Origin of the sequence: Pseudarthrobacter sp. S6, assembly GCF_050156575.1 — a bacterium.
Taxonomy (GTDB): domain Bacteria; phylum Actinomycetota; class Actinomycetes; order Actinomycetales; family Micrococcaceae; genus Arthrobacter.
Genome location: NZ_CP189581.1, coordinates 2,084,797 through 2,111,008 on the forward strand (window position 1 = coordinate 2,084,797; position 26,212 = coordinate 2,111,008).

Below are 26,212 nucleotides of genomic sequence, written 5' to 3' on the forward strand. Positions count from 1 at the left end.
GGTTTTCCTCCTAGGCCGGGTAGACGGGCGTGGCCCAGTTCTGGTCCGCGGCCACACGTCCGAGGACGGCCTGCTGGTACAGTTCCTGGAGGCTGCGGGTGATGTCTCCGACTGTTCCCTTGCCGATGGGGGTGCGGTCCACGGACGCGACGTGGTTGACTTCTGCGGCGCTGCCGCAGACAAAGACTTCGTCGGCTGAGTACAGCTCGGTGCGGTCGATGGGGCGGATGTCGACGTCGAGGCCCAGCTCCGTGCGGGCGAGGTGCAGGACGCTGTCCCGGGTGATTCCCTCGAGGATGCTGTCCGTCACCGGGGGAGTGCACAGCTTTCCCTGGCGGACCATGAAGACGTTGTAGCCGGCGCCCTCGGCGACGTGTCCGTTCTCCGTGAGCAGCAGCGCCGCGTTGTAGCCGTTGCGCTTGGCTTCCAGCAGGGCGAGCCGGCCGTTCTGGTAGTTGGCGATCGACTTCACCCGGGGCGGCATGGACCGGTCCGAGAGTCGGGCCCAGCTGCTGATCTGCACATCCAGGCCGGTGGAACCGAAGTAGTTGCCCATGGGGATGGCTGCCATGAACACGGTGGAGGGACCGGTGTCTTCCGGCTTGCCGTCCTTGGAATCGACAAACACCTGGGCCCGCATGTGCAGATTACCCCGCAGTTCGTTGGCCCGGATCAGTCCCAGGAGCTGTTCGCCGAGCTGGACAATGTCCTTCGGGCCGTCAATCTCCACTACCCTCATGGAGTCGATCAGGCGCTTCATGTGGTCGCCGATCCTGAAGGCGTACAGCTGCTGCTCGTCTTCGCTCCAGTACGCGCGGAATCCCTCAAAGACTCCGACGCCGTACTTCAGCGAGGTGCTCAGCACATGGAGACGGGCATCGGCGTAGTCCACCAGCTCGCCGTCGTGGAGCAGATACTTCACCGGTTGGCCCGGAGCGGGCTGTTGGGTGGCTACTGCGGCTGCTGTTTCTTGAAAGTTGGGCATCGTGGGCTTCCCGTTCCTCATCTGTTGCGTGGGTGCTGGCGGCGTCGACAGCACTCTAGCTTCATCACAATCGGTACTTGATCACTATATTGAAGTCACTTCGGTGCCGTGTCAATGGCCTGCTTGCGATGGGAAGGGGTGCGCGCAGTGCCTTGCGAGCCTCCTTAATGGGGCCACTGAAGACCTGCACTACCACGCGGTCACTTCGGAGAGGTTCCCCGGTTCCCCAGAAAAAGAGTGCAATTCGTCACACTTGGCACTACAGTCAAATTCAATAAAGTGATGAGACTTTGATATGAGGCAGCTGCCGATCAAAGTCCGAGCAGGGAGCTGAACGTGCAACAGCCACTGGTCCTGACGCAGGACGATCTTCGATACATTGCGAGTGAACTCATTGTGAGCGGGCCCGGCGCCCACTTCGCCCCAAACGCCGTTGCCGGCCAACTCCACGCGGAGGCCCCATGAGCATCCAAGGCCTGCCGCGCACCTCACCCGGGCTCCGGGCTGCGGCGTGGGTCCGCCGCGGCCAGACCCTCCTGATCAACCGGTCCAGCCCCATCATGGCCACGATTGCGGTGGTCATCATTGTGGGTCTGCCCCTCATGGCCATTGTGGCACCGCTGCCGCACGATCCCATGCGTCCGGACACCGACGCGATCGGCATCGCGCCGAATGGGACCCACTGGTTCGGCACCGATGGAAACGGGATGGATATCTTCTCCCGGACTATCGAAGCGGCAAAGCTGGACCTGCCCGTAGCCCTCGCAGCCACAGCACTGTCGCTCCTCGTGGGTGTCCCGCTGGGGCTGTTTGCCACGAGCGGCAGGCTGGGGGAGGCCATCATGCGCGTCATTGACGCCTTCGCCGCACTGCCGATCATCGTGATCGCCGTCGTCGCCATCAAGCTCATGGGCGGCGGGGCAACGGACGTGGTCCTCGCGATCGCCATTGTGGCGGCGCCACGGTTCGTACGCCTGTCCCGGGCGGCGGCCATGGCCCTTCGCTCCGCGCGCTACGTGGAGGCTGCGGCGGCGATCGGGTGTTCGCCGGTCCGCATCGCGTTCAACCACATCTTCCGCAACGCCTACGGCGTGGTCCTGGTGCAGGCAACACTGACAGCGGCCAACGCACTGGGAACCATTGCGGCACTGAACTTCCTGGGCGTGGGGGTCAAGCCTCCCACGCCGACGTGGGGAGCCATGATCAACGACGGCGTCAGCATGCTGATCCGCGGCGAATGGTGGGCGGCTGCCTTCCCCACCGCCGCCATGCTCCTGGCCATCGGCTCACTGAATGTGATTGCCGGAGCAATCGAAACGAAAATCGAGCGAGTGGAGCGGGCGCGATGACAGCAGGACTTCACGTGCGGGACCTCGTGACGGAGTTCCACTCCCGCGAGGGTGTGACACGTGCCCTTCATGGCATCTCCTTCGATGTCGGCGCCAATGAAATCGTGGGCGTCGTGGGCGAATCAGGATCGGGTAAGTCCACCGTGGTGCGCTCAGTGGTCAAGTTGCTGATGCCGCCGGGGCGCGTCATGGAGGGCACTGCCGAGTTCCACGGCCAGGATCTGATCCGCATGCCGGAGCGGCAGATCCGCCACATCAGGGGCAAAGAGATCGGCTTCGTTGCGCAGAACCCTTTCAGTGCGCTGAACCCGGTGGTGCGCATCGAAAAGCAGTTCTTCAACATCGCCAAGGCGCACGGGCTTAAGGCCGACGCCGAATCGCGCGGCCGTGCCCTCGAACTGCTGGCCTCCTCCGGCGTCAATGATCCCGAACGCGTCATGCTCGGCTACGCGCACGAGCTCAGCGGCGGCATGGCCCAGCGCGTCGTCATCTCCATGGCCTTGTACCTGAACCCGCGTTTGGTCATCGCGGATGAACCGACGACGGCGCTGGACCTCACCGTGCAGCGGCAGGTGCTGGACACCCTCACGCGGCTGACGAAGGGGAGCGGCCGGTCGATGCTGATCGTCACCCATGACCTGGGGGTGGTGGCCCATTACTGCGACCGCGTCCTGGTGATGTACCGCGGCCGCATTGTTGAACAGGGTCCAGTCTCCGAGGTGTTCGTCCGGCCCCAGGACCCCTACACTGTCTCGCTGCTCAACTCCGTTGTTCAGCCAAAGGCGGCCTCAGTCAGCGCGGCGCCCTGCCACACCGGTAAAACGCATCCCACCGAACTCTCCGAATCCAGGAGCATCTGACCATGCCCATCATTGAATTGAAGGACGTCCGGAAGACGTTCCGAACGCCGCAAGGACTGCCTGTCACGGCAGTCGACGGTGTTTCTCTCGCCGTCGAACACGGCGAGACCTTGGGGATCATTGGCGAAAGCGGTTCCGGCAAGTCGACCCTTGGCCGCCTGATCCTCAGGCTCATTGAGGCCGATTCCGGCACGATACTCCTCGAAGGCGAGGATATCCGTGCGTTGTCGAAAGCGCAGCTGCGGAACCGGCGGAGGCGCTGGCAGATTGTCTTCCAGGAGCCGTTCGCATCACTTAATCCGCGCCTGACCATCCGCCAGATTGTCGAGGAACCCCTGATTGTCGCGAAAGCATATGGGTCGGGGGCCGAGCGCCTGCGCAGGGTCACGGACACCCTGGAAGAGGTGGGACTCTCGCAGGATTTCCTGAATCGCCGCCCGGCCAACCTCAGCGGGGGGCAGCAGCAAAGGGTGGGCATCGCCCGGTGCCTCGTCACGGACCCCGCCCTGGTGGTCCTGGACGAGCCGACGTCGTCCCTGGACCTCACCATCAGGGCGTCCATCCTGCGGATGCTCGCGAAGCTTCAGGCTTCGAGGGGGCTGACCTATGTCTTTGTCTCGCATGACATTGACACGGTCCGGCACTTCTGTTCCCACGTGGCCGTGATGCACAGGGGACGGTTCGTGGAAACGGGCACCACGGACGACGTTCTCTCCAATCCGCAAGAGCCCTACACGCAGGCCCTCATGTCGGCGGCAATGCCTCCCATCCCGTACACCCCTGGAGAAAAGGCGGCCTTGGCATGATCCGCTACGTCGCGTCCCGCCTTGTCATTGCCTTCCTGCTCCTTTTGGGACTGATCACCCTGAGCTTTGGCCTGGTCTCGCTGCTTCCCGGCAACCCGGCAGTCGCGCTGCTCGGCGAGTATGCCACTCCGACGGACATCGCTAGGATCAATGCCGAGTTGGGCTTGGACAAGCCGTTCTGGGAACGCTATCTGGAGTACATGGGCCGCACCCTGAGCGGGGACCTGGGAAAATCGTTCTTCACGGGAAGCCCTGTGGCGGGGGAGATCTGGATCCGGCTGCCCAATACCCTGGTCTACCTGGTTCCCGGCCTCGTCCTGGCGCTGCTCATCGGCATGGGAATGGGCACACTGGCGGCCTACCGCTACGGGCGCGGGGCAGACAAGGTCTTCACCGTCGGCGTCTCGTTCCTCATGGCCATGCCGGAGTTTGTCCTTGCCCTCCTCCTTCTGTTCATCTTCTACCAGCAGCTCCATTTGGCACCTGCGCCACTGGGAATGCTGTCCAGCGCCGACTTTCCACCTCCCAGAGTGACGGGATCCGTTGCCCTGGACGCGGTGATTGCCGGGCAGTGGGGAACGGTGCAATCCATCCTCAGCAGGGCCGTCCTGCCTATCGTCACCATGGGGCTCTTCTTCGCGGCCCCGTTCGGAAAGACCGTGCGGACCGGCCTCCTCCAGGTCCTGAATTCGCCTCAGATCGAATTCGCTAGGGCCTGCGGACTGAAGCCGCTGCAGGTCTTCCGCTACGCGCTAAGTGACGTCCGCGGGGCCTTGATGACATACATGGTCCTGCTGTTTGCCGCAGCACTCAGCGGCGCTGCCATCGTCGAAAGCGTCTTCTCCTGGCCCGGCGTCGGCGGCTGGTCCCTGGATGGTGTCCTCAAGGGTGACGTGCCTGTCATCCAAGGGTTCGTCCTCATTATGGGTGCCACGAGCCTCTTGGGTTATGTGCTGCTGGACGCCCTCATCACGCTCTTGGATCCACGGACCCGCAGCAGCGTCATGCGCGGCGTGAAGGGCCCGTCGAAGCCGCGCCCTGCGGCGGAACAGGCCGTACAGCAGGGTTGAGACCCGGCTTCGCAAGAATTTCCTTGACAAACCCTCAATATTCAATAGATTGAAGATATGTTCACTACATTGCAGACAGACAAGTTAGCAGTCCTCGGCGGGAGCATTCCGCTCGACGGCCGCGTGAGCTGGGTTCCCCAAGGTGCAAGAGGGTTCCAGCCGTCGAACGCCTATCTGTTGACCGAAGGCTCCTCCAGGCTCCTGGTCGATTCCGGGCTGGCCATCCACAGCGAGCAGATCCTTGACGACCTTGCAGGTCTCGTCGGAGAAGGCGGGGGAGTGTCCATCTTCTTCACCCGCAGCGAGATGGACTGCGTATCGAACCTCGAGCCGATCGCCGGCAGGTTCGATATCGAGCGGCTGTATACCGGCGGGGTCATCAATCCCTTCGATGCTTTCGATGACGTCAGCCGGCTTGCATTGCGGGGGCGCCGCCATCAGATCGACGCCCAGCGCACCGCGGAGGGCGACTCCATGGCGCGGGCGGCCGAAATTGAGATAGCTCCCGGCCGGGTGCTGGAAGTCGAAGCGCCCTTGCTGCGTCTCCTGCCCACCTTCTGGGGCTGGGACAAGGAAACGGGCACCCTCTTCACCTCGGACACCTTCACCCACGGAGTCATGGACCGGCCTGAGGGCCAGCGCATCATTGACTCCACGGTCGAGGACACCACCACGGTGGAGCAAGTGGCTGGCCACCTGTACGCAAAATACGAATGGATTCCACGCTCCACATGCGAGCCCCTGCGGGACTGGCTTCAGGAGAAGTTCGACACCCTCGACCCCGAGGTCATCGCCCCGTCCCGCGGCTGCGTCCTGAAGGGACGCGACGTGGTGCGGCGCCACCTCGATTTCATGCTCGACGCGCTCACCCCGCAGCTGGTTTAGGAGACCATCATGGAAGAACTACTCGTAGAAACGATGAGCACCGACCTTCCGCGCAGTGTCGCGAAGGGCGTCACCTGGATGAGCTCCTGCCTCCCGTTCCACCTGGCGGACCGTGTGATCCACGGCCACAACTCCACCTACCTCGTCCAGGGCGAGCACTCGTCCATCCTGGTCGATACGGGCAACCCGTCCAGCTGGCCCATCATTTCGCGCACGCTCGATGAGCTGCTGGACGGCCGCCAGCTGACGTACGTGTTTCCCACCCACCCCGAGCTTCCCCACACCGGAAACCTGCCGCGGCTTGTGGAGAAGTACCCGGACATCCAGGTGGTAGGGGACATCCGCGACTATCACCTCTTTTACCCGCAGATCGTTCCGAACCTCCATGCAAGGGTGCCCGGAGACCGGATCGATCTGGGCGGGCAGGAGTTCACGGTGGTGGAGGCCCTTATCCGGGACCTGCCCAACACCCAATGGGGATTCGCGCCGGGAGCCGGCGTGCTCTTCACCGCCGACGGCTTCTGCTACATGCACCGCCCCGAACTCGACGACGAAGACCCGGTACACCTCCCGGGCGAGTGCGGATTGACCACCGGCGAACTGCGGGTGCCCATCGCCGTCGAGAATGCCGCCTTCTTCACCGGAAGCGCCTTGTACTGGGCGCGCTTCGCGAACGACGCCGACGCAGTTTACGACCGCGTTCTTCATCTTATTGATGAGTTGGGCGTCAGGTCCGTTGCCCCCACCCACGGCAACTTCATCAGCAACATCCGCGACGTCGAGCCCATCATTCGCGCCGGCCACAAGAGTGCGTACCGCTACGAAACCGCCCAGCCCTAGATTCCCCCTAATAACGGAGTGACTGTTATGAAGAGTCTGCGTTTGCTCACCGGAGGCGCTGCTGTCGCCCTCACCACGTCCCTCGTCGCCTGCGGCGGTTCCACACCGCCGGCGGAAGTAAACCCGTCCATCGAAAGTGTTGTTGTTGCCGTCGGCGCCCTGCCGGACAGCCTCACGCCGTCGCCTTGGGGAGGCAGCGCTTCGCATGTAGTGCTGAGCGGCCTTGGCTCCCAACTCCTCGAGTACAAGGTCGGAGCCAGCGACGGCAGGACGTGCCCCGAACCATCCACAGAGGTCTCCGGCCGGCTGGCCGAGAGCGCCAAGGCCAGCCCGGACGGTACCGGCGTGGTTGTCACCCTCCGCAAGCTCACCAGCCAGTTCGGGAACGCGCTATCGGCCGAAGACGTCCGATGGAGCTTCGATATCGGTATGAAGCGGCAACCGGTGATGAGGGGAACACTGAAAAGCAGTGGCTTCAATGTGGACGACTTGGTCAAGGTGATCGACGAGCGGACCTTGCAGCTCAACACCACAGGGCTGACCTCCTACACCGAAGAATCCCTGCAGAACAACCTGTTCTACATCCACGACAGCACTGAAGCCAAGAAGCACGTCACGGCGGAAGATCCGACCGCGAATGCCTGGCTTTCGAAGAACCTGGCCGACTACAGCGGCTGGAAGCTTGAAGAATTCACGCCGGGCGCTTCGTTGACGGTGACGGCCGATCCGGTGTGGGAGGGTACGCGCGGGACCGTGAAGCGGGTGGCCGTCAAGGCTGTCCAGAGCACCGCCACCCGCAGCCAGCTGGTTGAAACCGGCGAAGTGCAGGTGGCCAATGGCTTCGAGTACGACCAGTACAAGTCCCTGGAGAAGTCACCGGGTGTCACTGTCCTGAACTGCGCCAGCCAAACCCGGGACACGATGATGATCAACACCAAGACAGGTCCGTTGGCTGACCCCAAGGTCCGTCACGCCGTTTCCATGGCGATCGACCGGGACGCCCTGGTGAAGGGTGCGTATGCCGGTTTCGGTGAACCCGCCGGCTCCATCTTCCCCATGGTTGAGGACTCTGCAATCTACAAGTTCAACAAGGATGAAGCCAAGAAGCTCCTGGCCGAGGCAGGGTACGGCAATGGGTTCCCGATGACGCTGAGCTACAGCACCACCCGCCCGGGCCCGGTGGCCGCCAAGTCGGCAGTCCTGATCCAGTCCATGCTCAAGGACGTCGGCATTGACGTCGAATTGCAGAATGTGGCCAGCTCCACCGACTTCTCCACGGCGCTGATCGACGGCCGGTACCAGGCGGTGCTTTACTCGGAGCCCATCGTGATCGCCGATCCCGCGTTCTACAGCTACGCGTTCTACGGAACCGGCGCCCCGAGCAACAGCACCGGTTGGTCCAACCCTGAGTTCGATAAGGCACGCAGCGAACTTGCCGCGACGCCTGACCAGGAAACAGACAAGCGCTCCACCCTTCTCAAGAAGATGGCAACACTGGTTGACGATGGCTCAGCCATCCTGTCGCTGGTCGAAACCAGGGGAGTGCTGGTTGCGAAGACCGGGCTGACCGGGGCCGTGCCCCTGACCAACGGTCAGATCTACTTCAACGCCCTCGGCCGCTAGGCCGCCAGCAGTCCCGCGTGGTGCCGGCCAGCCGACGTCCTGCCCGGCCGGCACCACTTCACAAAGCACCACCTCACAAAAGGAAAACTTCTCATGATTGAAATCTGCGGAAAGCAGGTCCGGGACACCCTGCAGGAACTGCTCGACCCGGCCACCACCGCCCTCGTGGTGATCGACATGCAGGAAGGTGCCGTGTACGCCGGCGGCGCGATCGGCGACTCCGGCCACGACCTGTCCATGATGCCCGACGTTGCCAAGCGATGCGGAAGCGCCATTGAATCGGCCCGGAAGAACGGAGTGCCCATCTTCCACATCCGTGTGGAAAACCTACCCGACGGCGCCAGCTCACCTGCTGCGTGGCTGCGGGCTCTGTACACGGCCGCGAATGGCCGGCCTATTGACCTTGGCAGGCTCAGCCTCAAAGGCGATCCGGCGACGGAGTTCTGCGCCGAGTGTATGCCCGAGGAAGGCGAGGTCATCATCACCAAGCGCCGACCCAGCGCGTTCGTGGGCACGGAACTGGCGCTCCTCCTGCGGAGCCAGGGCATCGAATCCGTTGCCCTGGTTGGCGTTTCCACCGGCGGATGCGTCGAGGCCACGTTGCGGGACGCCGTCCACAACGACTTCTACGCCGTGCTGATCGAGGACGCCGTGGGCGCCTACGACACAGTCGTCCACGATGCTGCGCTGACTGTGATGAGGGCCCGCCACGATGTCTGCACGCTGGACGACGCTATCGCCGTCTGGGACTCGGCCAGCGCCTCCTAGGCAGGCCAACGAAGCAAACCGGAACAAAGGGAAGGAGAAGTCGTTGAATCCACACACAGCCCAGGCAGCGGTCGCCGTCAACGGCGTCCACAGCCTCATCGGAGACCGCGTCCATCGCCTGGGGGCGGACATCACCCTTAACGAACAGGTCAGCTGGTGCCCGCCCGGCGTCCGCGTCACCCAGCCCGTCAATTGCTACCTCATCAAAGGAAGCGGCGGCTCGGTGCTCGTGGACACCGGCATCCGGCTCCACGAGGCGGAGATCATCCGGCAGCTGGAATCGCTGCTCAAACCAGGGGAACGGCTTACCGTCGTTCTCACGCGGACGGAGATGGAATGCTGCCTGAACCTACCCGCCATCGAGGCGCGGTTCGACGTCGAATCCGTCTGGTACACCGGCGGAATCACGGTCCCAAGGACCTCGGCGACGCCCCGGCGCATCATGGTCAACCCGGGAACGTCGCTTGCAGTGGAGGTCATGGCAGGACTGACACTGGAGTTTGTGTCACCGCTGATGCGGCTCCTGCCGACGTTATGGATCTTCGATCCCGTCTCCGGCGCGCTCCTGACCTCGGATGCCTTCACGCATGGCTCGTACGGCAGCTCGAACGCGGCGGCCGGTTTGCACAAGTTCCAGTGGTTTGCCCAGGCCGATACGCAAGGCATTTCGAGGGATGTTGAACAGGTCATCCGCGAACGTCAGGTGAAGGCCATCGGACCAGGCTACGGCGAACCGTTTGTTGGGACGGGCGAATGCGCAGCGGAGGCCGCAGCCTTGGCCGCGGCCATCCGGAAAGCAGGCCTCCAATGAGTCCCGACCCCCGCGGCGTGGAGCCCCCCAAGGGCCGCGTCCTCGCCGACGGCGTCCACTGGCTGGGCGGCTGCCTGTCGGCCAACGCCGAAGGCCAGGAAGTCCACTACCACGTCTCCTCGTATCTGGTGATCGGCTCCGAAGCGTCGATCCTGGTGGATACGGGAGATCCCGCACACCGGGAAACGGTCCTGGCGCAGCTGGACCATGCGCTGGGAGGACGGACTCTGGACTACGTCTTCCCGACGCATCCGGAAATCCCGCACGCAGGCAACCTCCCGGTCTTGCTGGCCAAGTACCCCTCGGCTGTTGTTGTGGGCGATGTCCGTGATTACGCCCTTCATTTTCCCGAATACAGGGACCGGCTGAGATCCAGGGCCGCGGGCGAGGCGCTGGATCTCGGCGACAGGGAGTTCCGCTTCTTTCCGGCTTACATCCGTGACTTGGAGAACACGCTCTGGGGCTATGACTCAGGCGCGCGGATCATGTTCGTCTCCGACGGTTTTTCCTACATCCACGACATTCCCGCCCCGGACGAGGATGACGAGCCCGTACACCTGCCAGGGCAGTGCCGCTTGCTCTCCAGCGAGATGCCGGAGCCGCCCTCGGTGGAACAGGCCGCCTACGGAACCGGCCGTGCGCTCTACTGGACCAAATTTGTCGACGTCAGCACGGCCTTCCAGTGCATCGAAGAGACCCTGGAGTCCTATCCTGCCGTGCTGATCGGGCCCGCCCACGGAAACGTCATTGACGACGTCGACAGCATGCTCAAGACGTCGCTGGCCGCCCACCGGAAAGTCTACGAGGGGCAGGCGTTGTAAAGTGAAATCTCATCAATATAATGAACAGGCAAGGAGAAGCCAATGCGGGACCTGATTGGATATGGGGAGAACCCTCCGATTGTCACGTGGCCGCACGGCGCGAAGGTTGCAGTCTCCGTGGTGCTGAACTACGAGGAAGGCGCCGAGAGTTCCATCGAAGCCGGCGACGAGCGGGACGAGGACGTCTCGATCTTCGGTGGCTGGTCCGCCGATCCCTCTCGGCGCAGCCTGATGAAGGAGTCCTTCTTCGAGTACGGCAGCCGCGTGGGCATCTGGCGCTACCTCGGGATGCTGCGCGAGTACAACGTCCAGGCAACGGTCATGGCCTGCGGTGCCGCCCTTGAACGGAATCCGGACGCCGCCCTGGCCATGATTCGGGACGGCCACGAGATCTGCGCCCACGGCTACAAGTGGCGCGGAACGGTGGGAATGGGCCCCGAGGAGGAGCGGCAGGAGATCCGCAAGTCCCTGGCCGCCGTCGAGGCCGTTTCCGGTGTGAGGCCGGTGGGCTGGTACGTCCGCGAGGGCATCACGGAGAACACCCGGACCATCCTGGCTGAGGAAGGCGTGCTGTACGACTCGAATTCCTACGCCGACGACCTTCCGTACTACGTGCAGGCAGGCCCGCACCGCCATCTGGTGGTTCCCTATTCGGGCGACACCAACGATGCCCGGTTCTGGGGCAACGGCAGCCTGGGCACCGGAGAGGACTTCTTCAACGTTTTGAAGGACTCCCTCGACTGCCTCCTCATCGAAGGCGAAACCGTGCCGAAGATGATGTCCGTGGGGCTGCACCTGAGGATCGGCGGCCGGCCCAGCGTCGCCCAGGGCGTGCGCCGCTTCCTCGAATACGCCCTTGCCCAGTCCGGGGTTTGGTTCGCCACCCGCGAGGACATCGCCCGGTGGTGGATGGACCACCCGCCTGTGCAGGGCGACACCATCGTCGCCGAGGCCGCCTTCGAAGGCGCGGCATGATGCGCCCCGGCGACGGCGGGACGGCCACGGTGGATATCGGCCGCCTGGTGCACAACGTCCACGAGCAAGGCTTCACGCCCCTGGACAAGGTTGGACTCAAGGGACAACGCGACCAGGGCCTGGTCAGCACGCTCATCTCCAGGGACCTCAGCGGTTCAGATGATTTATGCGTCAGCTGGGGAAGGATCCTGCCCGGCCAGCACCACCTGTGCCACCACCATCCTGACGCGTCCGAGTTCTACGTCGTCCTCAGCGGGGCACCCATCGTCCACCTCGGCGACACCACCTACCGGGCAAAACCCGGCGACGGCATTTACATCCCCCGGGGAACCACCCATGGACTCACAAACGACGGCGACGAGAACGTGGAGCTCATTGTGGGGGTCAGCAAGCCCGCGGACTGGCAATTCGTCCCTGACGAGTGACCAGCCTTTCAGGCACCAGATCGCTGTTCATTTCCGCGCCATCCGAATGAGGAACCTCCCATGACCCAGGAACCAGCCGCCGCCCTTGAACGCAGCGTCGGCATCATCACCGCAGATCCCACGCCCACCTTGTTGGCCCTCCTTGCCCACGCCACCATTGACTTCTTGGTCCTCGACGCCGAGCAGACCGGGATCACCGTTCAGCAATGCAGCGATGTGGTGCAGCGCCTGGCCGGCTCCGGGGTGAAGGTGGCGGTGCGCGTGCCCGACCTGGACAGGAACACGCTGGTGGCTTTCGCCAACACCGGTGTGGCGGAGATCGTGCTGCCGCAGGTACGGACGGTGGACGAACTGGAACGCGCCTACGAAGCCACGCGGTACGCTCCTGCGGGATCGCGTCCGCGGCAGGTGACGCCGGCCTCGGCCTTCGGCATGGACTACTCCTTTGCTCCCGTAATCACGGTGTTGTTCGAGACGGCCGAGGCCGTGGAGCGCGTCAAGGAATTCGTGGGCAGCGAGGCGTTCGGCGGGGGCTGGGTGGGCCCGACCGATCTGGCTGCCGACCTGCTTCGCCACGGAGATGAGCGGCCGGAGGCCTTGCAGGAAGCCGTCCAGCGCGTGGTGGACGTGGTTGCCGGTGCCAGCCGCAGTATCGGACTCCCGGCACCCGGAATGGCCGCCGCAGCGGGTGTTTTCGAGCGCGGAGCCGACCGCTGTGCCGTCTATTGGGAGAAGGAACTCGCCTCCATGTTGACTGGCTACACCGAACTGCGGGCCGCGTGAGCGCCATCGGCAGAGGCGGAACGCCCGTCGAATCCAGGCCATTCAAAAAACCACCAACGCCAAATTTTCTTCGATATACTGACGCAAAACCAAGGACTAATGAAGGAGTCGTTGTGGAAGGCACAGACACAGCCAGCAGCGAAGCAACCGAGTCCCTGGAACGCGACTTCTGGATCGCCCATCTCGGCGCGATGATCAAAGAGCAGCGCCTCGGACGGTTCACCGTGGAGGAGCTCGCCGAACGTGCAGGTGTCAGCGCGGGTCTCATCAGCCAGATCGAGCGGGGAATCGGCAACCCGTCCTTTGCCACGCTCCTGCGCCTGGCAAACTCCCTCGAACTGCCGCTGGCCAGCATGTTTACTGATCCCAACGAAGGGCAGAACCACATGCTGGTCCGCCGGGCAGACCGGCGCCGCATCGAAATCCCCTCGCAAGGCATCATCATGGAGCTGATCGTTCCCGATTCGGAGCGCAAGCTGGGGGTCATCAACATGACCATTCCCGCCAACTTCGACGGCTCCCATGTTCCGCACTCCCATGAGGGCGAGGAGTGCGTCATCCTCCAATCGGGCACACTGGTGGCGACCATTGGCGGCCAGGACTTTACGTTGGAAGCCGGCGACAGCCTGACCTATGACGCTTCCCTGCCGCATTGGTGGAGCAACCACACGACTTCGGCCGCAGTCATGCTCGCGATCTCCACGCCACCGTCCCTCGGCAAGGCGCACTGAACGTGGGCGTTCCCGGGCCGGGGACACGGCTGGGGATTCTTGTCCCATCGAGCAACTCGAATGCGGAGACGCTCACTGCGGCGATCCTTGCGGGGCAGCCGGACCTGGGCGTCCACTACAGCCGGTTCCGCCTTCCGCCGAGCCTTGATGACACGGTGGACCTGAGCGTTCTCGGGGAAGCCCCGGCATTGCTGAACGACGCCGATCTGCAGGCTATTGCGTTCCACGGCACCTCTGGTTCGTGGACGGGGATCACCAGCGACCGGGCACTCTGTGCCGAACTCGAAGCGGTGTGCGGCGGCGTGCCGGCGACTACGGCCTCCGTGGCCGTCGTGGAGGCCCTCGCCGCGTTAACGGCAACGCGCGTCGGCGTCGTCTTTCCCGGTCCGCGCGCCATCGCCTTACGGATACAGCGGGAATACGCCAACCACGGCATCGACGTGCAGGCCGTTTCGGTTCCAGAGGTGGCAATGAGCAACCCTGAGATCGCCCGTTTGGACACCGCCGCCATCGGCGCCATGATGCGGCCCGCATTCGCGGACGGCCTCGATGCTGTGGTGTGTGTCGGCACCAACCTGCGCTCGGGCTATCTGGTGGAGGGTTTCGAGGAGGAGTTCGGCATCGCTGTTGTCGATAGTGCCATCGCTACCTTATGGCATGTGCTTAACCTGGCCGGCGTTTCACGCCAGATCCCCGGTTGGGGTGCGCTGCTCGCAGCGCACTAGCCTGACGACGCCGATGACCCGTCCGCCGTCGTCTGGTCCGTCGTCGTGGTCTGTAACCAGGCGTTCACAATCTCTTCGCGCGTCGCGAACCAGGCTGCTTTGCCGTGCGCATGGTCAAGGAAGCGGTCAAGGGCGACGGCGTACGCCGGCCTTCCGATGAGCCGCGGGTGCAGTCCGACGCTCATCACGGAGGGCCCGCTGCGGGGGTCATCGAGCAGCAGGTCCAGGGCCGCGATCAGGTGGTTGCCAAACGATGCTGCCGTGGGGAACTGCCTGAACAGACCGGAATCGTTGGTGTCTCCCGCGTAGGGCAGGACCGGGAGCTTCGGGTTTGCCGGACCGGACCCCCAATGCGGCAGGTCGTCATTGAAACTGTTGGACTCGTAGGTGAATCCGTTCTCGGCGAGCACCCTGCGTGTACCGGGCTTGAGTCCATCCCGCGAATACCAGCTGGTGGGGGTCTGGCCCGTGCTGGCCTCGATCGCGTCGCGGGAGGCGACAATGAGGCGTTCCTCAGCATCGTCGTCGAGGTCCGTGTGGGTGTCCCACTGGTGGCCGTGGTCGGCAATTTCGTGTCCGTCGCGGACCAGTGCCGTGGCGATGGGCGGGTTCAGCTGCAGGGCTATGGCGCAGCAGAAGGCGGTGGCCCGGATGTCGTGTTTACGCAGGATCCGCAGCAATCGCCACATGCCGGCACGGGCACCATACTCGAAGGCCGATTCCAGGGTGAGGTTCCGGGCGGCTGAGGCAGGAGCCGGAATCCAGTGCGCACCCAGGTCATTGGCGCTATCGCCGCGGGGGATACTGCGCTCGGCGCCCTCCTCAACATTGATGACCAGGGAAACGGCCACACGCGCGTCGCCTGGCCAGCGGAAATCGGGAGGTGTTTCGCCATATCCGACGAAATCCCGATGCGTCTGTGGCTCTGCCATCATGTTCTCCGTTCGGGGGTTCCGACGCCGCATCGTTGCGGCTATAGTGAAGCAAACTTCGATATGATGAAACTAGCCGAGAGGGGAGCGAATGTCCACGCTCATTCGCGGAGGCACCGTTGTCACGGGCTCCGGGGACACCGTCATCGAGGCCGGTGCAGTGGTCATCCGCGACGGCCGCATTGCGGACGTCCTGGACCGCTGGGGTGCGGACCGGGAGTTTGCCGGCGACGTCATCGACGCGTCGGGCTGCGTGGTGATGCCGGGCCTCATCAACGGCCATACCCACGGAGTGACCCCCGGCGCCCTGTTCCCCAGTGCGGCACCGGCACTGTCCGCGGAGCGCTGGAGGGGCAACCTGGACAGGCACCTTCTGGCCGGAACCACCACCGTCCTTAATCTCTGTGGCTTCGCGTCCATGGAGGATGTTCGCGAGGCCGACCGCCGGCACGCCGTGCATGTGCGGGGCGCAACGACGCACCTGCCGCAGTGCCTGCAGGCAGCGGCCATGGCAGACGGCCAGGGACTGACGGCCGAGGCCCGTGAACTCACCGTTGAGCGGATGCTCGACGACGGTGCTGTCGCCATCGGGGAGCTGGGCGGAGGCCAGACACTGGGCGGAGGAGGCCAGGATCTCGTCTACATCCCCGCAGCCATCCATAAGGCCGCCGGGATCCGCATCACCATCGCCCAGGCCCGGTGCATCAAGGAAGCAGTGCTGGGCCGGTTCATCGATGCCGGCGCGCTCAACCTGACTGCCCTCGCCGAGGCGGCCAGAGAGGCTGGACTCGCGGAAGCCCTCACCGCCACTCAACTCGCCAAGATCGTCACGGACTCCGTGATGCCCTCGTTCGTCCCGGCCATCGAGGGGATCAGAGAAGGAGTCCACGCAGCGGCCAAGTTCTGCGTGCCGGCCATCGTGCACAGCGCCTCCGCCACCGCCGGTGTCCTGCGGGAGCTCATGCTCCAGCTGGACGGCAACGGGGCCACCGTGATTGCCGCCCACGCAAACCACCCCTCCCACACGCCCGACGAGGCCTACCAGCTGGCCGTCCTGGGCCGGAAAACGGGCTGGCCGGCCGAGGCATCGGTGTTCGACCTCCTGCACCGCAAGCACACCGTCACCACGCGCGAACACTGGGACCTGCTGCTCCGGGAACCGGGCCTCATCTCGGTCATCGGCACCGATTACGGGCACGACGGCGACCACGACGAGCTGATCTCCGCCGTCCAGGACATCGCGGCCCACGGACACCGCTCCCTCGCGGGTGCCGTCGCCATGGCAAGCTCGACGGTTGCGGACCTCATCCCGGGCATCGCCCCCGGAAGCGGACGGCTCAAGGCAGGCCGCGTCGCGGACGTGGTTGTCGCCCGAATGGAGGACTTTCGCGATGTGCGGACTGTCCTGGTTGACGGCGTCAGCGTGGTCCGGGACGGACAGCTCACCCCGGAGGCCCACCGATGAACCAACCATTGGGCCGTGACCCAGCATTGAGCAGCGAACAGCTGATGGTCATTCGCGAACTGGTGGGTGAGGTGATCGCGCGGGAGGACCTGCCGGCGCTGGAAGCCGCGTACCGGGACTTCCGGGCAGGGATGGATGAACTGCAGTCATCCTTCGAGCACCTGACCCGACCATCGGATCAGGCCGGCGCAGCGCACCCGGCGGTGGAACCGTGACCGAACCATGGGGGCTGGGCATCGCCGAAGCGGCGGGCCGCATCCGACGGCGGGAGCTGTCGGCGGTTGAACTTCTCGACTCCGTCCTGAACCGGCTCCAGGACACTGAAGGCTACGCCCACGCCTGGGCCTTCGTGGACGAGCGAGGGGCCCGCGCAGCAGCCACTCTGGCCGACGGCCAGGCCGCCAGGGGGCAGCTCGGCGGCGCCCTCCACGGGATTCCCCTGGGCGTAAAGGATGTCATCGATGTCCACCGGATGCCCACCGAAGGCGGCTCGGACAGCCTGCGGGGCAACATCGCCAAGGACGACGCCGGCGTCGTACGTCAACTCCGTGCCAGCGGTGCTGTGATCCTTGGCAAACTTCAAACGCATGAGTTCGCCTTCGGGCAGGGGACGCCACCATCACGTAACCCCTGGGATCCTGAGCGGTACGCAGGAGGATCCAGCGTTGGATCCGGAGTCGCCGTCGCCGTCGGAAGCATTCCCGGGGCCCTTGGCACGGACACCGGAGGCTCGGTTCGAAACCCCGCCGCCGTCAACGGCTTGGTGGGGCTCAAGCCAAGCGCCGGCATCGTGTCGTGCGCCGGGGTCCTGCACGTCAGCCACACGATGGATCACGTGGGACCGATCACCCGGAGCGTCGAAGATTGCGCGGCACTCCTTGACGGCATGGTGGAACCCCAGGCACTCACCCGGCTCGGAGGGCCGGTGTCCGCCCGGATTCGGGACGTTCCAGTTCCCGTGAGGCTTGGCGTCGACCGTCGGATGTGGTCTGAATGGGGGGTCGCCCCCGAAGTCATGGCCGTCGTGGAAAATGCCCTCTCCGTACTTGCGGACCTGGGGATGGAGATCGTAGAGCTGTCCCTCCCCGAACTGGACGTGGCGCTGCACTCCAGCGTAGCGATTTCCCTGTCGGAAGCGGCCCAGCATCACCGTGAGCGGCTGAAGCGAGCCGCCGGCGCGTATCTGCCCGGTACACGCGTCATGATCGAGACCGGCGCCCTGGCCACCGAGGACGATGTCCGCCTGGCCTGGCAGGTGCGGACCTATCTCCGAACGTACCTGCCGGAAGCCATGGCCCGCGCAGGCGTGGGCGGGCTGGTTTCGCCCACCCTCCCGGCGATCGCACCGCTCGCGTCCTCGATGTCCTCGGAACTCACTGGATCCACAGGCCAGGACTCGTTGGCTGCCGCCCTGCGCATGCTTTCCGCTGCGAACCTCACCGGAATGCCCGGCGTCAGTGTGCCCTGCGGCTTTGTCAGCGGGCAGCCCGTTGGAATGCACATCATGGGTCCTGAACACTCCGATGCGACGGTGCTCGCGATCGCCTATGCCTACGAGCGAACCACGCCGTGGTGGACGCAGGTCCCGGTGCACGAGTTGCCGACCGCGTCCCACTTGGGCTTTGGGGGTAACGCAGCAAATGGAAAGAGCCTGGACACCGCCGCAACCGCGGCTTCATGGAATCCGGCCTGAATTTGGGGCAATAAGCCGAAGGAAATCGGGCAAAAAGAGAAGTGTGGACAATGTCCACACTTAGGGTTTCGGATCGGGCCGTACATCGGCCGGACTGGGTCGGATTGGGGATGTTTTCAGGAGTTCCCAGTGTTTGCAGGGGCTGGAGTCCGGTTCAAGTCCCACCTCGGGCACGTGTTTAACTGTTCAGGGGCTTGTGGGCCTCTGAGTGTGGACAAACTGTTCACTTATTGACCCCCGATCGGATTTTCCGGGGGTGTGCGGGGTTCCGGAGTTCCTTTTCGGTTATGTGGGGGAGCGGCTCACGACAGGGTCCTGGTCCCGCCTGTACGGCCTTCTTCTGGGAGTTGATCTTCGTTCGTCCTTCCTTCCCTTTGGTCCTCGACTTCACTACTTCATGGCGGCTGGGGCCGGATACAACATGACCTGCTGACTATTTGTGGTGCCTGGATCGAGGTGGCGGCCAGTTCCGATATATCTGTTCTGACTCGTTCATGTCGGGATGTACGCGGGACGGCATGACGTCCCTGCGTTTGGGAGATACCCGTCGACACGTTTCGGTCTGCGGAGCACACGCAGGAGTGGAATTCTGATCCGGAGCGGTGGGATGCTGTGGTGTTCGGTTGGCTCCGTAACGGCCCGCCGTCGTCGGTCTCTTCATCCCAGTGACTGGTGTCTAGGTTGCTTCAAGGCCCGGATGGCCGGAAGGCCCGGTCTTTGTCCATGTTCCAGCCGGCGACCATTCCGCAGCCGATCATTTGGTCGCTGAGCCTGGCCAGACGGTAGGCGGGTCGGGCTTCGAGGGCGAGTTCCCGGAACTGGTGAGCTTTGCTGACTCGGCCTTCCCACCAGTTGATGAAGGCGACCGCGGTGAGGAGGGGCGCCGAGTGCCTGGTGCTGCTGTGCGTGTAGGCGCGGAGGAGCAGCTGCTCCGCCCATTCGACTCGGGACCACTGAAGCCCGCCGTGCGTTTGGGCGAGGAGGACCCGGTCCATGCCAAGCTCGACCGGGGCGGTCCGGGCTGGCGCTGCGCGAACGAGAGAAGTGCAGAGAGCCGGAACAAACCCAGTGTCCCGGCTCTCTGCTGGTTAGGCCTCGATTGGTTACCTCAAATAGTCCCGGACATATCTCTCGAGGCGGTCGAGGGGGGCGTTCAGCCCATCACTCTGCCGGCTCGAGCAGTGCTTCTGCTTCCGGGGCGACCGTGGAGACTTTCTTCTGGCCGCCCATTACGAAGAAGTAGGCGAATCCGGCGGTGAGGAGCCCGACGGGCCAGGCAAAGGCTGCAACCGCGCCAAGGGCTGGCACGAGTGCCATGGTGGCTGCGATCGCGGCCGTCGGGACGAATACGCCGACGGCTTTCGGGTTGACTCCCTTTCGGAAGAAGTACTCTCCGTTTTCGTCTGACCGATAAAGGTCTTTGATGTTGACGATGCCGCGGTTGATCAGGAAGTAGTCGGCGGCCATGATGCCGAACAGGGGTCCGAGGAAGGCGCCCAGGCCGCCGAGGAAGTAGTTGACGACGACCGGGTTGGAGTACAGGTTCCAGGGCATGACGAGCAGTGCCAGGACTGCGCTGATGATGCCGCCGCGGCGGAAGTTGATGTGCTTGGGCCAGACGTTGGCGAGGTCGTAGGCGGGGGACACAAAGTTCAGGACGACGTTCACTCCGATCGTGGCCACAATGAACATCACTGCGCCGACGACCAGGATGAATGTGTCGGGTACCTTAGCGAGGATCAACGCGGGGTCGGTGATGGCTTCGCCGAAGGCGACAACCGTTCCAATGGTCATGGTGATGCTGATGGCAGCGAATGCCGCGAAGTTCACAGGTATTCCCCAGAAGTTGCCGCGGACAACCGACTTCGCCGATTTCGCGAAGCGGGTGAAGTCGCAGTAGTTCAGGAGCATGGTGGCGTAGGTTGCGACGAGGAGGAAGGCGCCGGTCAGTACGCCCCGGAATGCGTCGCCCCCTGCTAGCGGGTTGATCGAGAGGTCCATGGGGATGTTCCACCCTGCCAGGCTGAAGAGCCAGATGGCCATGGCGAGCATGACGGCCCAGACAATGGGGCCGGCCCAGTCCTGGAAGCGGCGGACAGCTTCCATGCCGCGGGTGATGACCAACAATTGCAGGATCCAGAGCAGGATGAAGCAGGCCCATCCCAGGAGTGACAGGCCAAGGAAGCTTTGGTTCTGCCACTGCTGCAGGTCAGGATCGATCCTCAAGAGAAGGACGACGACAGCCATCGAGGCCAGATAGGTCTGGATTCCGTACCAGCAGATGGCAATGACGGCCCTGATGAGGGCGGGGATATTGGCGCCCCAGATCCCGAAGCTGATGCGTGCCATGACGGGGAAGGGGACGCCTGTTTGTTGGCCCATTTTCCCGGCCCAGTTCATGCCGAAAAAGAGGATCGCGGTGCCGATCAAAATTGCTGCCAGGACCTGCCAGCCGGTGAGGCCGATGACGAACAGACCCGCGACGAACGTGTATGTGCCGATGTTGTGGATCGCCGACATCCAGACGGCGAAGAAACTGTATGAGGTCCATTTCCGCTCCGTTGCGGGGGCAAGGTCCTCGTTGTAAAGCCGGCCCGATGGATCGAGCGCGGCCAGGGACTCGTGGCTGCTGTCCATGATGACTCCTTTGTCAAACATCTTCGGTGGGTTCGGTTGGGGTGATGCGGTTTGTTAGGCGGTGTGGTTCACGGCCTCGAGTGCTGCCGGGGCTGCGGGGGTGTCCCGGAATCCGTGGCGCTTGATGAACCGGCCGACCGGGCCGGGGTCGTGGAATCCGTTTTCATCCACGACGATCCGTCCGGCTGAGACCACAAGCTGGGGCCAGCCCCGCAGAGCCTTCCCGTCGAACTGCGAGAAATCGGTGCCCATATGCAGGGCGGCGCCGGAGACGGTCCGTACTTCGGCGGGGTCGACCAGGACGAGGTCGGCGTCGAAACCGGGTGCTACGACGCCCTTTCCCGGAACGGCGTTGATGCGGGCCGGCCCGGCGGAGAAGACCTCCACGAAGCGTTCAACACCATGGCCTTCGGGCGAAACCATGGTCGTGAAGGTGACCGGCATCCTGGTTTCGACACCGGGGAGCCCGTGCGGCATCTGCCGGATGTCATCGCTGCGCTCGCGTTTTTGTGACAGGTCGTAGCAGGAGTGGTCGGACGCGACGGTGTCGATGGCGCCGGCGAGTACCCGTTCCTTGAGGGCGGCGACCGTTTCCGGGCTGCGCATCGGAGGGCAGCAGGCGTACCATTCCGGAAAGTCTTCGCCGTAGACGTTTTCGTCCAGCGTCAGATAATGCGGACAGGTCTCCGAATAGGCCGTGAGCCCGTCCATTCGGGCTTCGGTCACCAGGTCGACAGCTCCCGGGGTGGACTGATGGACGAAGTACACCGGCGCTCCGGTGTATTCGGCCATCGCCAGGGTTTCTTTCACGGAGATTTCTTCGGCGAGCTCCGGCCGGGTCCGGTGCAGGTGGCGTATGCCAATGTCACCTGTGGCCGCGTGCCCGGCCGTGCAGTCGGCGATGATCGCGTCGTGTTCAGCATGAATGTAGGTGAGCCCGTCGAGCCGGACCATCTGCTTCATTACCCGCAGGATGGTGTCATTGTCCGCCATGGTGGACCCGCGATTCGTTGTGTACATCTTCACGGACCGGATTCCCAGCGCGGCTAGCTCTTCCAGCTGGGCCGGCACCGTTTCGTCCCACGTGACGACGGATGCGTGCAGGCCCACATCGCAGCGCGACTCGCGGGCCAAGGCGATCTTGTTGCGGGCTGCCTCCAACGGTGTTTCGGCGTCGTCCCGCGGGATGCCGAAGTCAATGATCGTCGTGGTACCACCCCAGAGTGCAGCCGTTGACGTCACCGCGTAATCGTCGAGGGTGCGGTGTTTCCCCGTTATCTGGGCGACGTGACAATGCCCGTCCACGCCGCCGGGGAGTAACAGGCGACCGCGAGCGTCGACGGTGGCGGATGCCTGGGGCACCCGATGAACGGTGTCAACGAGTTCCGCGATCTTTCGGCCCCTGATGACCACGTGTGCGTTCTTGCGGCCGTCGGCGTTGACGACCGTCGCATTGGAGATGACGAGATCTGGCAGATCTTCCATTGGATGTCCCTTCTGTGGGATTCTTTTGTCCGCCACGTGACGATTTTTGGGTGCACTAAATAGAGGGCCGGCAGGCTAATGGCAGCGAACCGTCCCGAATACCTGGGTCAGTGGTGCAGGTAATAGTCCTTGCGGTACTTCTGGATGTGTTCCCTGGACGCAGCGCCGGCGCGGTCAGGGTCCCCGCTGGCGATAGCTTCGTAGAGTTGGCGGTGCTCCCGGATCAGCTCGGGAAGATCAGTTGCGTGCCGGAAAAGCCAGTGCATCCGTCCTTGCAGCGGCTCCAACGCGGCCCGCAGGAACTCGTTTCGCGCGATGGTTGTGATGGCGTCGTGGAACTGATTGTTTGCTGCGTGGGCTTCGAAAATTGATCCCGTCGCCAGGCAGCTTTGCGCCGTATCCAGCAGAGAATTCAGATGGGCGAGCTCCGCGCGGGTGGCCCGTGCGGCTGCCAGTTCACTTGCCAGGACCTCAAGGGCAAGTCTGACATCGAACAGGTCGGCCACCTGTTCCGGCTTCAGGCTGCTGACCACTGTTCCCCGAGAGTTCGCCCGGTCGCTAACGAGTCCCTCCTGCCGCAGCATGCGCAGAGCCTCTCTAACCGGCAACCTGGAGACGCTGAACTCGTCCGCAAGGTCCCGCTCAACAAGCCGCGTGCCCGGAGCATAGTGGCCCTCGAAGATCCGGTTGCGGATCGCATCACGCACACTGTCACGCAATGGCCGGTCATCAATGCCTGCTGAACTGTCCATGATGTGTACCTCTGATATGGGTTCGAACGGGGGGGATGGTCCTCACCGGACACGAACGTCGTCAACGTTGTCCATACCGGCAGGTGGAGAGACGGCAGGGGCTGTTCTTCGGACCTAAGTGATGAACGGAATCCTTTTTGGGATACCTTCTTGGGATCCCAAAAACCAGTGTGAGGTATCACACTTGTCGACGTCAAGACTTTTTCTTGAAGCGGTCCGCAGAAGAAAAGCTGAGCCCTAGCAGCGGACTGCTCCCGGGCACCAGCATGCAAAAAAAATTCTGGTCGTTCGCCGACGCCCACACCATCGACACCGCTGACCTTCTGTCGGGTACCAACGGCCGGCCTCGTGGCCAGCAAATGTCAGGCTGACATGAAAATTGCGGTGACGTTGTCCCGTTGACTGAATGATCTGGCGGTCGGCGTTTTGAGGCAGGATTATCCGGTGGGTTGCAGGGGCGCGAGGGTCACTTGGTAGCCCAGGGATTCGAGCTGTCCGATCGCGCGGGCCTTGGTCTTGGCAGGTGCTTGCAGCCTGAAGTTGAACCACCCTGGGTTTGATGGAGACTCTAACCTCACACGGAGAATAGAGTCATGGCAAGTGGTAGAAAATTTGGGCTCTCCTGACTCTTCCGTGGGTCAATTTCGGCCGGGGAGCACCGGTTTGTGACCGCCGAGGCTGAGCATCGCGAGGGCGATGAGTGCTTCGGGTGATTTGAAGCCGAAAGCGATGCGGGTGATGAGTCTGATCTTCGTGTTCATCGATTCGACTCGTCCGTTGGAGAGCCCATGCTCGATCGCGGCGAGGATCGCGGCGCGGTGGTTGACGATGCTGCGTTGGAGCTTCACGAACGCGGGGATCCGGCACCGGCGCGCCCAGGCGACCCATTTATCGAGGGCTTCGGCGGCTTCGTCGTGGGGCAGTTTGAAGATGACCCGGAGTCCTTCCTTGAGGTAGTAGGCCCGGCCGAGGGTGGGGTTGGTCTGCACGATCCAGGCGAGCTTGACCTGCTGCTTCTCGGTCAGGTTCTCCGGGTTCTTCCAGAGCGCGTAGCGGAGTTCTTCACACCGGCTGCGCGGGCACTGTCCGGGCGGGGCGGCGCGTCTTTCGCTGGCCGGCCGCGGCCGCGCCTGGCCTCGGTGGTCCGGGCTGCCTTTCGGGCGTCGTTCCACGCGGCCCGGCGCACCTCGTCGAGGGCTTCGGTGGCCCATTTGACGACGTGGAACGGGTCGGCGCAGCGGACCGCATTCGGGCACCGCTGGGCCACGACAACGGCGATCCACGCGGCCCCGTCGGCGGAGACGTGCGTGATCCGGGCGCAGCGTTCTGCCCCGATGGCGTCGAAGAACGTGCCCAGGGTGGCCTTGTCTTGGCCCGGGGCCGCCCAGACCAGCCGGCCGCTGTCGTGGTCGACGACGACGGTCAGATACTTGTGGCCGCGCTTGTAGGAGATCTCGTCGATGCCGATCCGCCTCAGGCCGGCGAACTGGTCGTGGAGCTTCTCCGTGTCGTTCCAGACCCGGGTGATGATCGCGCCGACAGTGCGCCAGGCGATACGCATCAGCTCCGTGATGGCGGTCTTGGACGTTTGCGTGGCCAGCCAGGCGACCTGCGCGTCGAAATGGTGGGTGTGGCCGGCCTGATGCCGGGCCCAGGGCACGGCGGCGACGCTCACGCCGTGGACCCGGCAGGACACCCTCGGGGCGTCGGCTTCCAACTCGACCCGGATCGTCCCGGCGTCCAGTGCCCGCCAGCGGCGTCGACCCTGGCCCTGGTCGTATTTCGGGCAACGGCGGCGGCAGATCCCGCACCGGTTCCGCATCGAGCCTGTCGGCCTGACAGAGGCGACCAGTATCCCTGAGGTGTGTCAAGGATGTGAGACAGTCGCGTAGTTTCTTTTTGGTCAGGCAGCCGCTGGAAGCGGTTGCGCGGTGGGTGTGAAAGCCGCCATTGCTGTGGCCGGCGGGAGGCCGTCATTGTTGCTGTGGGGCCGCCAGCGGTTGTAGAACACTTCGATGTACTTCATCACTCCGCGCCGGGCTTCCTGGCGGGTTGTGAAGCTGTGGTGGTGGTAGAACTCGTTTTTCAGGGATGAGAACGCCGACTCGGCCACTGCATTATCCCAGCACACCCCGGTGGCTCCCATGGACTGTCGGATGCCGTTACCGGTGCACCAGACACTCATTTCCCGGGATGTGTACTGCGTTCCGCGGTCGCTGTGAAAAATGGCACCAGGCTGCAGATGACCGCGGTCCCTGGCCATCTTCAGCGCCCCGGTAGTCAGAGAGGCACGCATGTGGTCAGCCATCGCCCAGCCGACGACCATGCGCGTGCACAGATCGATGACAGTAGCCAGATACAGCCAGCCCTCGCCGGTGCGCAAGTATGTGATGTCCCCGACCAGACGGGTTCCCGGGGCGGCGGAGGTGAAATCCCGCCCGATGAGGTCCGCGAAGACCTTGTCCGGATCCGAGGGAATCGTCGTGCGCTTGAACGCCCGCATCCGCTTCGCGGCCCAGCCGTTCTCCGCCATGATGACCGCCACCGTTCCCACCGACACCTCGATGCCAGCGGCGGCAAGTTTCGTATGGACCATGCGGTGCCCGAATATCCCGTCGGAAGAATCGAACATGACCTTTACGTGTTCTGTCAGCTCCCGGTGCCGGGCCGCCGTCGGGGACTCTTCCGCGGCCAGCCACCGGTAATACGAGGCCCTGGAAATGCCCAGCCGCCCGCACATCCATTGGATGGGGAACTGCGCGTTCTTCGCCTGAACAAGGCGGTAGAGATC

Annotated in this window: 24 protein-coding genes and 2 pseudogenes; 18 read left to right on the forward strand and 8 right to left on the reverse strand. The window is 63.9% G+C overall.

Annotated features, from left to right (window positions below; all coding sequences use genetic code 11):
* Positions 1-10: 10 nt before the first annotated feature.
* On the reverse strand, positions 11-985 hold the full coding sequence (locus ACQCS0_RS09975; protein WP_354154253.1) for a branched-chain amino acid transaminase: 975 nt from the start codon (positions 983-985) through the stop codon (positions 11-13).
* A 461-nt stretch (positions 986-1,446) separates the two neighbouring features.
* Between ACQCS0_RS09975 and ACQCS0_RS09980 the strand changes: the two genes are divergently transcribed.
* The 15 genes from ACQCS0_RS09980 to ACQCS0_RS10050 all read left to right on the forward strand — a co-directional run bounded on the left by ACQCS0_RS09980 (position 1,447) and on the right by ACQCS0_RS10050 (position 14,457).
* A complete protein-coding gene (locus ACQCS0_RS09980; protein ID WP_354154252.1) occupies positions 1,447-2,334 on the forward strand; it encodes an ABC transporter permease in 888 nt (295 codons plus the stop codon).
* A complete protein-coding gene (locus ACQCS0_RS09985) occupies positions 2,331-3,194 on the forward strand; it encodes an ABC transporter ATP-binding protein (RefSeq protein WP_354154251.1) in 864 nt (287 codons plus the stop codon). Before ACQCS0_RS09980 ends, ACQCS0_RS09985 begins: the two co-directional genes overlap by 4 nt.
* A 2-nt stretch (positions 3,195-3,196) precedes the next feature.
* Entirely contained in the window at positions 3,197-4,000 is an 804-nt protein-coding gene (locus tag ACQCS0_RS09990) for an ATP-binding cassette domain-containing protein (RefSeq protein WP_354154250.1), read from the forward strand.
* Positions 3,997-5,070: an ABC transporter permease gene (locus tag ACQCS0_RS09995; RefSeq protein WP_354154249.1), complete on the forward strand. Its 1,074-nt coding sequence runs from the start codon at positions 3,997-3,999 to the stop codon at positions 5,068-5,070. Before ACQCS0_RS09990 ends, ACQCS0_RS09995 begins: the two co-directional genes overlap by 4 nt.
* Positions 5,071-5,127: 57 nt before the next feature.
* Positions 5,128-5,955, forward strand: coding sequence for a hypothetical protein (locus ACQCS0_RS10000; RefSeq protein WP_354154248.1), 828 nt, complete (start codon positions 5,128-5,130; stop codon positions 5,953-5,955).
* Positions 5,956-5,964: 9 nt separating this feature from the next.
* Positions 5,965-6,795, forward strand: a complete 831-nt coding sequence (locus ACQCS0_RS10005; protein ID WP_354154247.1) for an MBL fold metallo-hydrolase — start codon at positions 5,965-5,967, stop codon at positions 6,793-6,795.
* Between the two features lie 27 nt (positions 6,796-6,822).
* Complete coding sequence (locus ACQCS0_RS10010; RefSeq protein WP_354154246.1) at positions 6,823-8,418, forward strand: ABC transporter substrate-binding protein; 1,596 nt, start codon at positions 6,823-6,825, stop codon at positions 8,416-8,418.
* 93 nt (positions 8,419-8,511) lie between these two features.
* Positions 8,512-9,186, forward strand: a complete 675-nt coding sequence (locus ACQCS0_RS10015) for an isochorismatase family cysteine hydrolase (RefSeq protein WP_354154245.1) — start codon at positions 8,512-8,514, stop codon at positions 9,184-9,186.
* Positions 9,187-9,229: 43 nt separating this feature from the next.
* A complete protein-coding gene (locus ACQCS0_RS10020; RefSeq protein ID WP_354154244.1) occupies positions 9,230-9,997 on the forward strand; it encodes an MBL fold metallo-hydrolase in 768 nt (255 codons plus the stop codon).
* Entirely contained in the window at positions 9,994-10,818 is an 825-nt protein-coding gene (locus ACQCS0_RS10025; protein WP_354154243.1) for an MBL fold metallo-hydrolase, read from the forward strand. The genes ACQCS0_RS10020 and ACQCS0_RS10025 overlap by 4 nt, the downstream gene beginning before the upstream one ends.
* Before the next feature lie 42 nt (positions 10,819-10,860).
* Positions 10,861-11,793, forward strand: a complete 933-nt coding sequence (locus ACQCS0_RS10030) for a polysaccharide deacetylase family protein (RefSeq protein ID WP_354154242.1) — start codon at positions 10,861-10,863, stop codon at positions 11,791-11,793.
* Positions 11,790-12,218 (forward strand): cupin domain-containing protein, encoded by a 429-nt coding sequence (locus tag ACQCS0_RS10035; protein ID WP_354154241.1) that lies wholly within the window; start codon positions 11,790-11,792, stop codon positions 12,216-12,218. Before ACQCS0_RS10030 ends, ACQCS0_RS10035 begins: the two co-directional genes overlap by 4 nt.
* 60 nt (positions 12,219-12,278) lie before the next feature.
* Entirely contained in the window at positions 12,279-13,001 is a 723-nt protein-coding gene (locus ACQCS0_RS10040) for an aldolase/citrate lyase family protein (RefSeq protein WP_354165927.1), read from the forward strand.
* A gap of 113 nt (positions 13,002-13,114) precedes the next feature.
* Complete coding sequence (locus tag ACQCS0_RS10045; RefSeq protein WP_354154239.1) at positions 13,115-13,732, forward strand: cupin domain-containing protein; 618 nt, start codon at positions 13,115-13,117, stop codon at positions 13,730-13,732.
* A gap of 2 nt (positions 13,733-13,734) precedes the next feature.
* Positions 13,735-14,457, forward strand: coding sequence for a hypothetical protein (locus ACQCS0_RS10050; RefSeq protein WP_354154238.1), 723 nt, complete (start codon positions 13,735-13,737; stop codon positions 14,455-14,457).
* Here ACQCS0_RS10050 and ACQCS0_RS10055 read toward each other — a convergent pair.
* Positions 14,454-15,392: a polysaccharide deacetylase family protein gene (locus ACQCS0_RS10055; RefSeq protein ID WP_426939492.1), complete on the reverse strand. Its 939-nt coding sequence runs from the start codon at positions 15,390-15,392 to the stop codon at positions 14,454-14,456. The two genes, ACQCS0_RS10050 and ACQCS0_RS10055, sit on opposite strands and share 4 nt — an antisense overlap.
* Positions 15,393-15,480: 88 nt before the next feature.
* Between ACQCS0_RS10055 and ACQCS0_RS10060 the strand changes: the two genes are divergently transcribed.
* Genes ACQCS0_RS10060 through ACQCS0_RS10070 form a run of 3 tightly spaced genes read left to right on the forward strand, consistent with a single transcriptional unit; the run spans position 15,481 to position 18,547 of the window.
* Positions 15,481-16,854 (forward strand): amidohydrolase family protein, encoded by a 1,374-nt coding sequence (locus ACQCS0_RS10060; RefSeq protein WP_354165930.1) that lies wholly within the window; start codon positions 15,481-15,483, stop codon positions 16,852-16,854.
* Positions 16,851-17,069 carry a hypothetical protein gene (locus tag ACQCS0_RS10065; RefSeq protein ID WP_354154235.1) on the forward strand — a complete coding sequence of 73 codons (219 nt, stop codon included), beginning with the start codon at positions 16,851-16,853 and terminating at the stop codon, positions 17,067-17,069. The genes ACQCS0_RS10060 and ACQCS0_RS10065 overlap by 4 nt, the downstream gene beginning before the upstream one ends.
* Positions 17,066-18,547: an amidase gene (locus ACQCS0_RS10070; protein ID WP_354154234.1), complete on the forward strand. Its 1,482-nt coding sequence runs from the start codon at positions 17,066-17,068 to the stop codon at positions 18,545-18,547. Before ACQCS0_RS10065 ends, ACQCS0_RS10070 begins: the two co-directional genes overlap by 4 nt.
* Before the next feature lie 686 nt (positions 18,548-19,233).
* Here ACQCS0_RS10070 and ACQCS0_RS10075 read toward each other — a convergent pair.
* The 6 genes and pseudogenes from ACQCS0_RS10075 to ACQCS0_RS10100 form a co-directional block, all read right to left on the reverse strand.
* Positions 19,234-19,542, reverse strand: coding sequence for a hypothetical protein (locus ACQCS0_RS10075; protein ID WP_354154233.1), 309 nt, complete (start codon positions 19,540-19,542; stop codon positions 19,234-19,236).
* A 166-nt stretch (positions 19,543-19,708) separates the two neighbouring features.
* The gene (locus tag ACQCS0_RS10080; protein ID WP_354154232.1) at positions 19,709-21,184 is read right to left on the reverse strand and encodes an NCS1 family nucleobase:cation symporter-1; all 1,476 of its coding nucleotides are present in this window, start codon (positions 21,182-21,184) and stop codon (positions 19,709-19,711) included.
* Between the two features lie 54 nt (positions 21,185-21,238).
* On the reverse strand, positions 21,239-22,669 hold the full coding sequence (locus tag ACQCS0_RS10085) for an amidohydrolase family protein (RefSeq protein ID WP_354154231.1): 1,431 nt from the start codon (positions 22,667-22,669) through the stop codon (positions 21,239-21,241).
* A gap of 107 nt (positions 22,670-22,776) precedes the next feature.
* Complete coding sequence (locus tag ACQCS0_RS10090) at positions 22,777-23,421, reverse strand: GntR family transcriptional regulator (RefSeq protein ID WP_354154230.1); 645 nt, start codon at positions 23,419-23,421, stop codon at positions 22,777-22,779.
* A gap of 638 nt (positions 23,422-24,059) precedes the next feature.
* A pseudogene (locus ACQCS0_RS10095) lies at positions 24,060-25,276 on the reverse strand (ISL3 family transposase); the annotation flags it as partial.
* Positions 25,277-25,324: 48 nt separating this feature from the next.
* Positions 25,325-26,203 (reverse strand): annotated as a pseudogene (locus ACQCS0_RS10100) (IS3 family transposase); the annotation flags it as partial.
* Between the last annotated feature and the right edge of the window lie 9 nt (positions 26,204-26,212).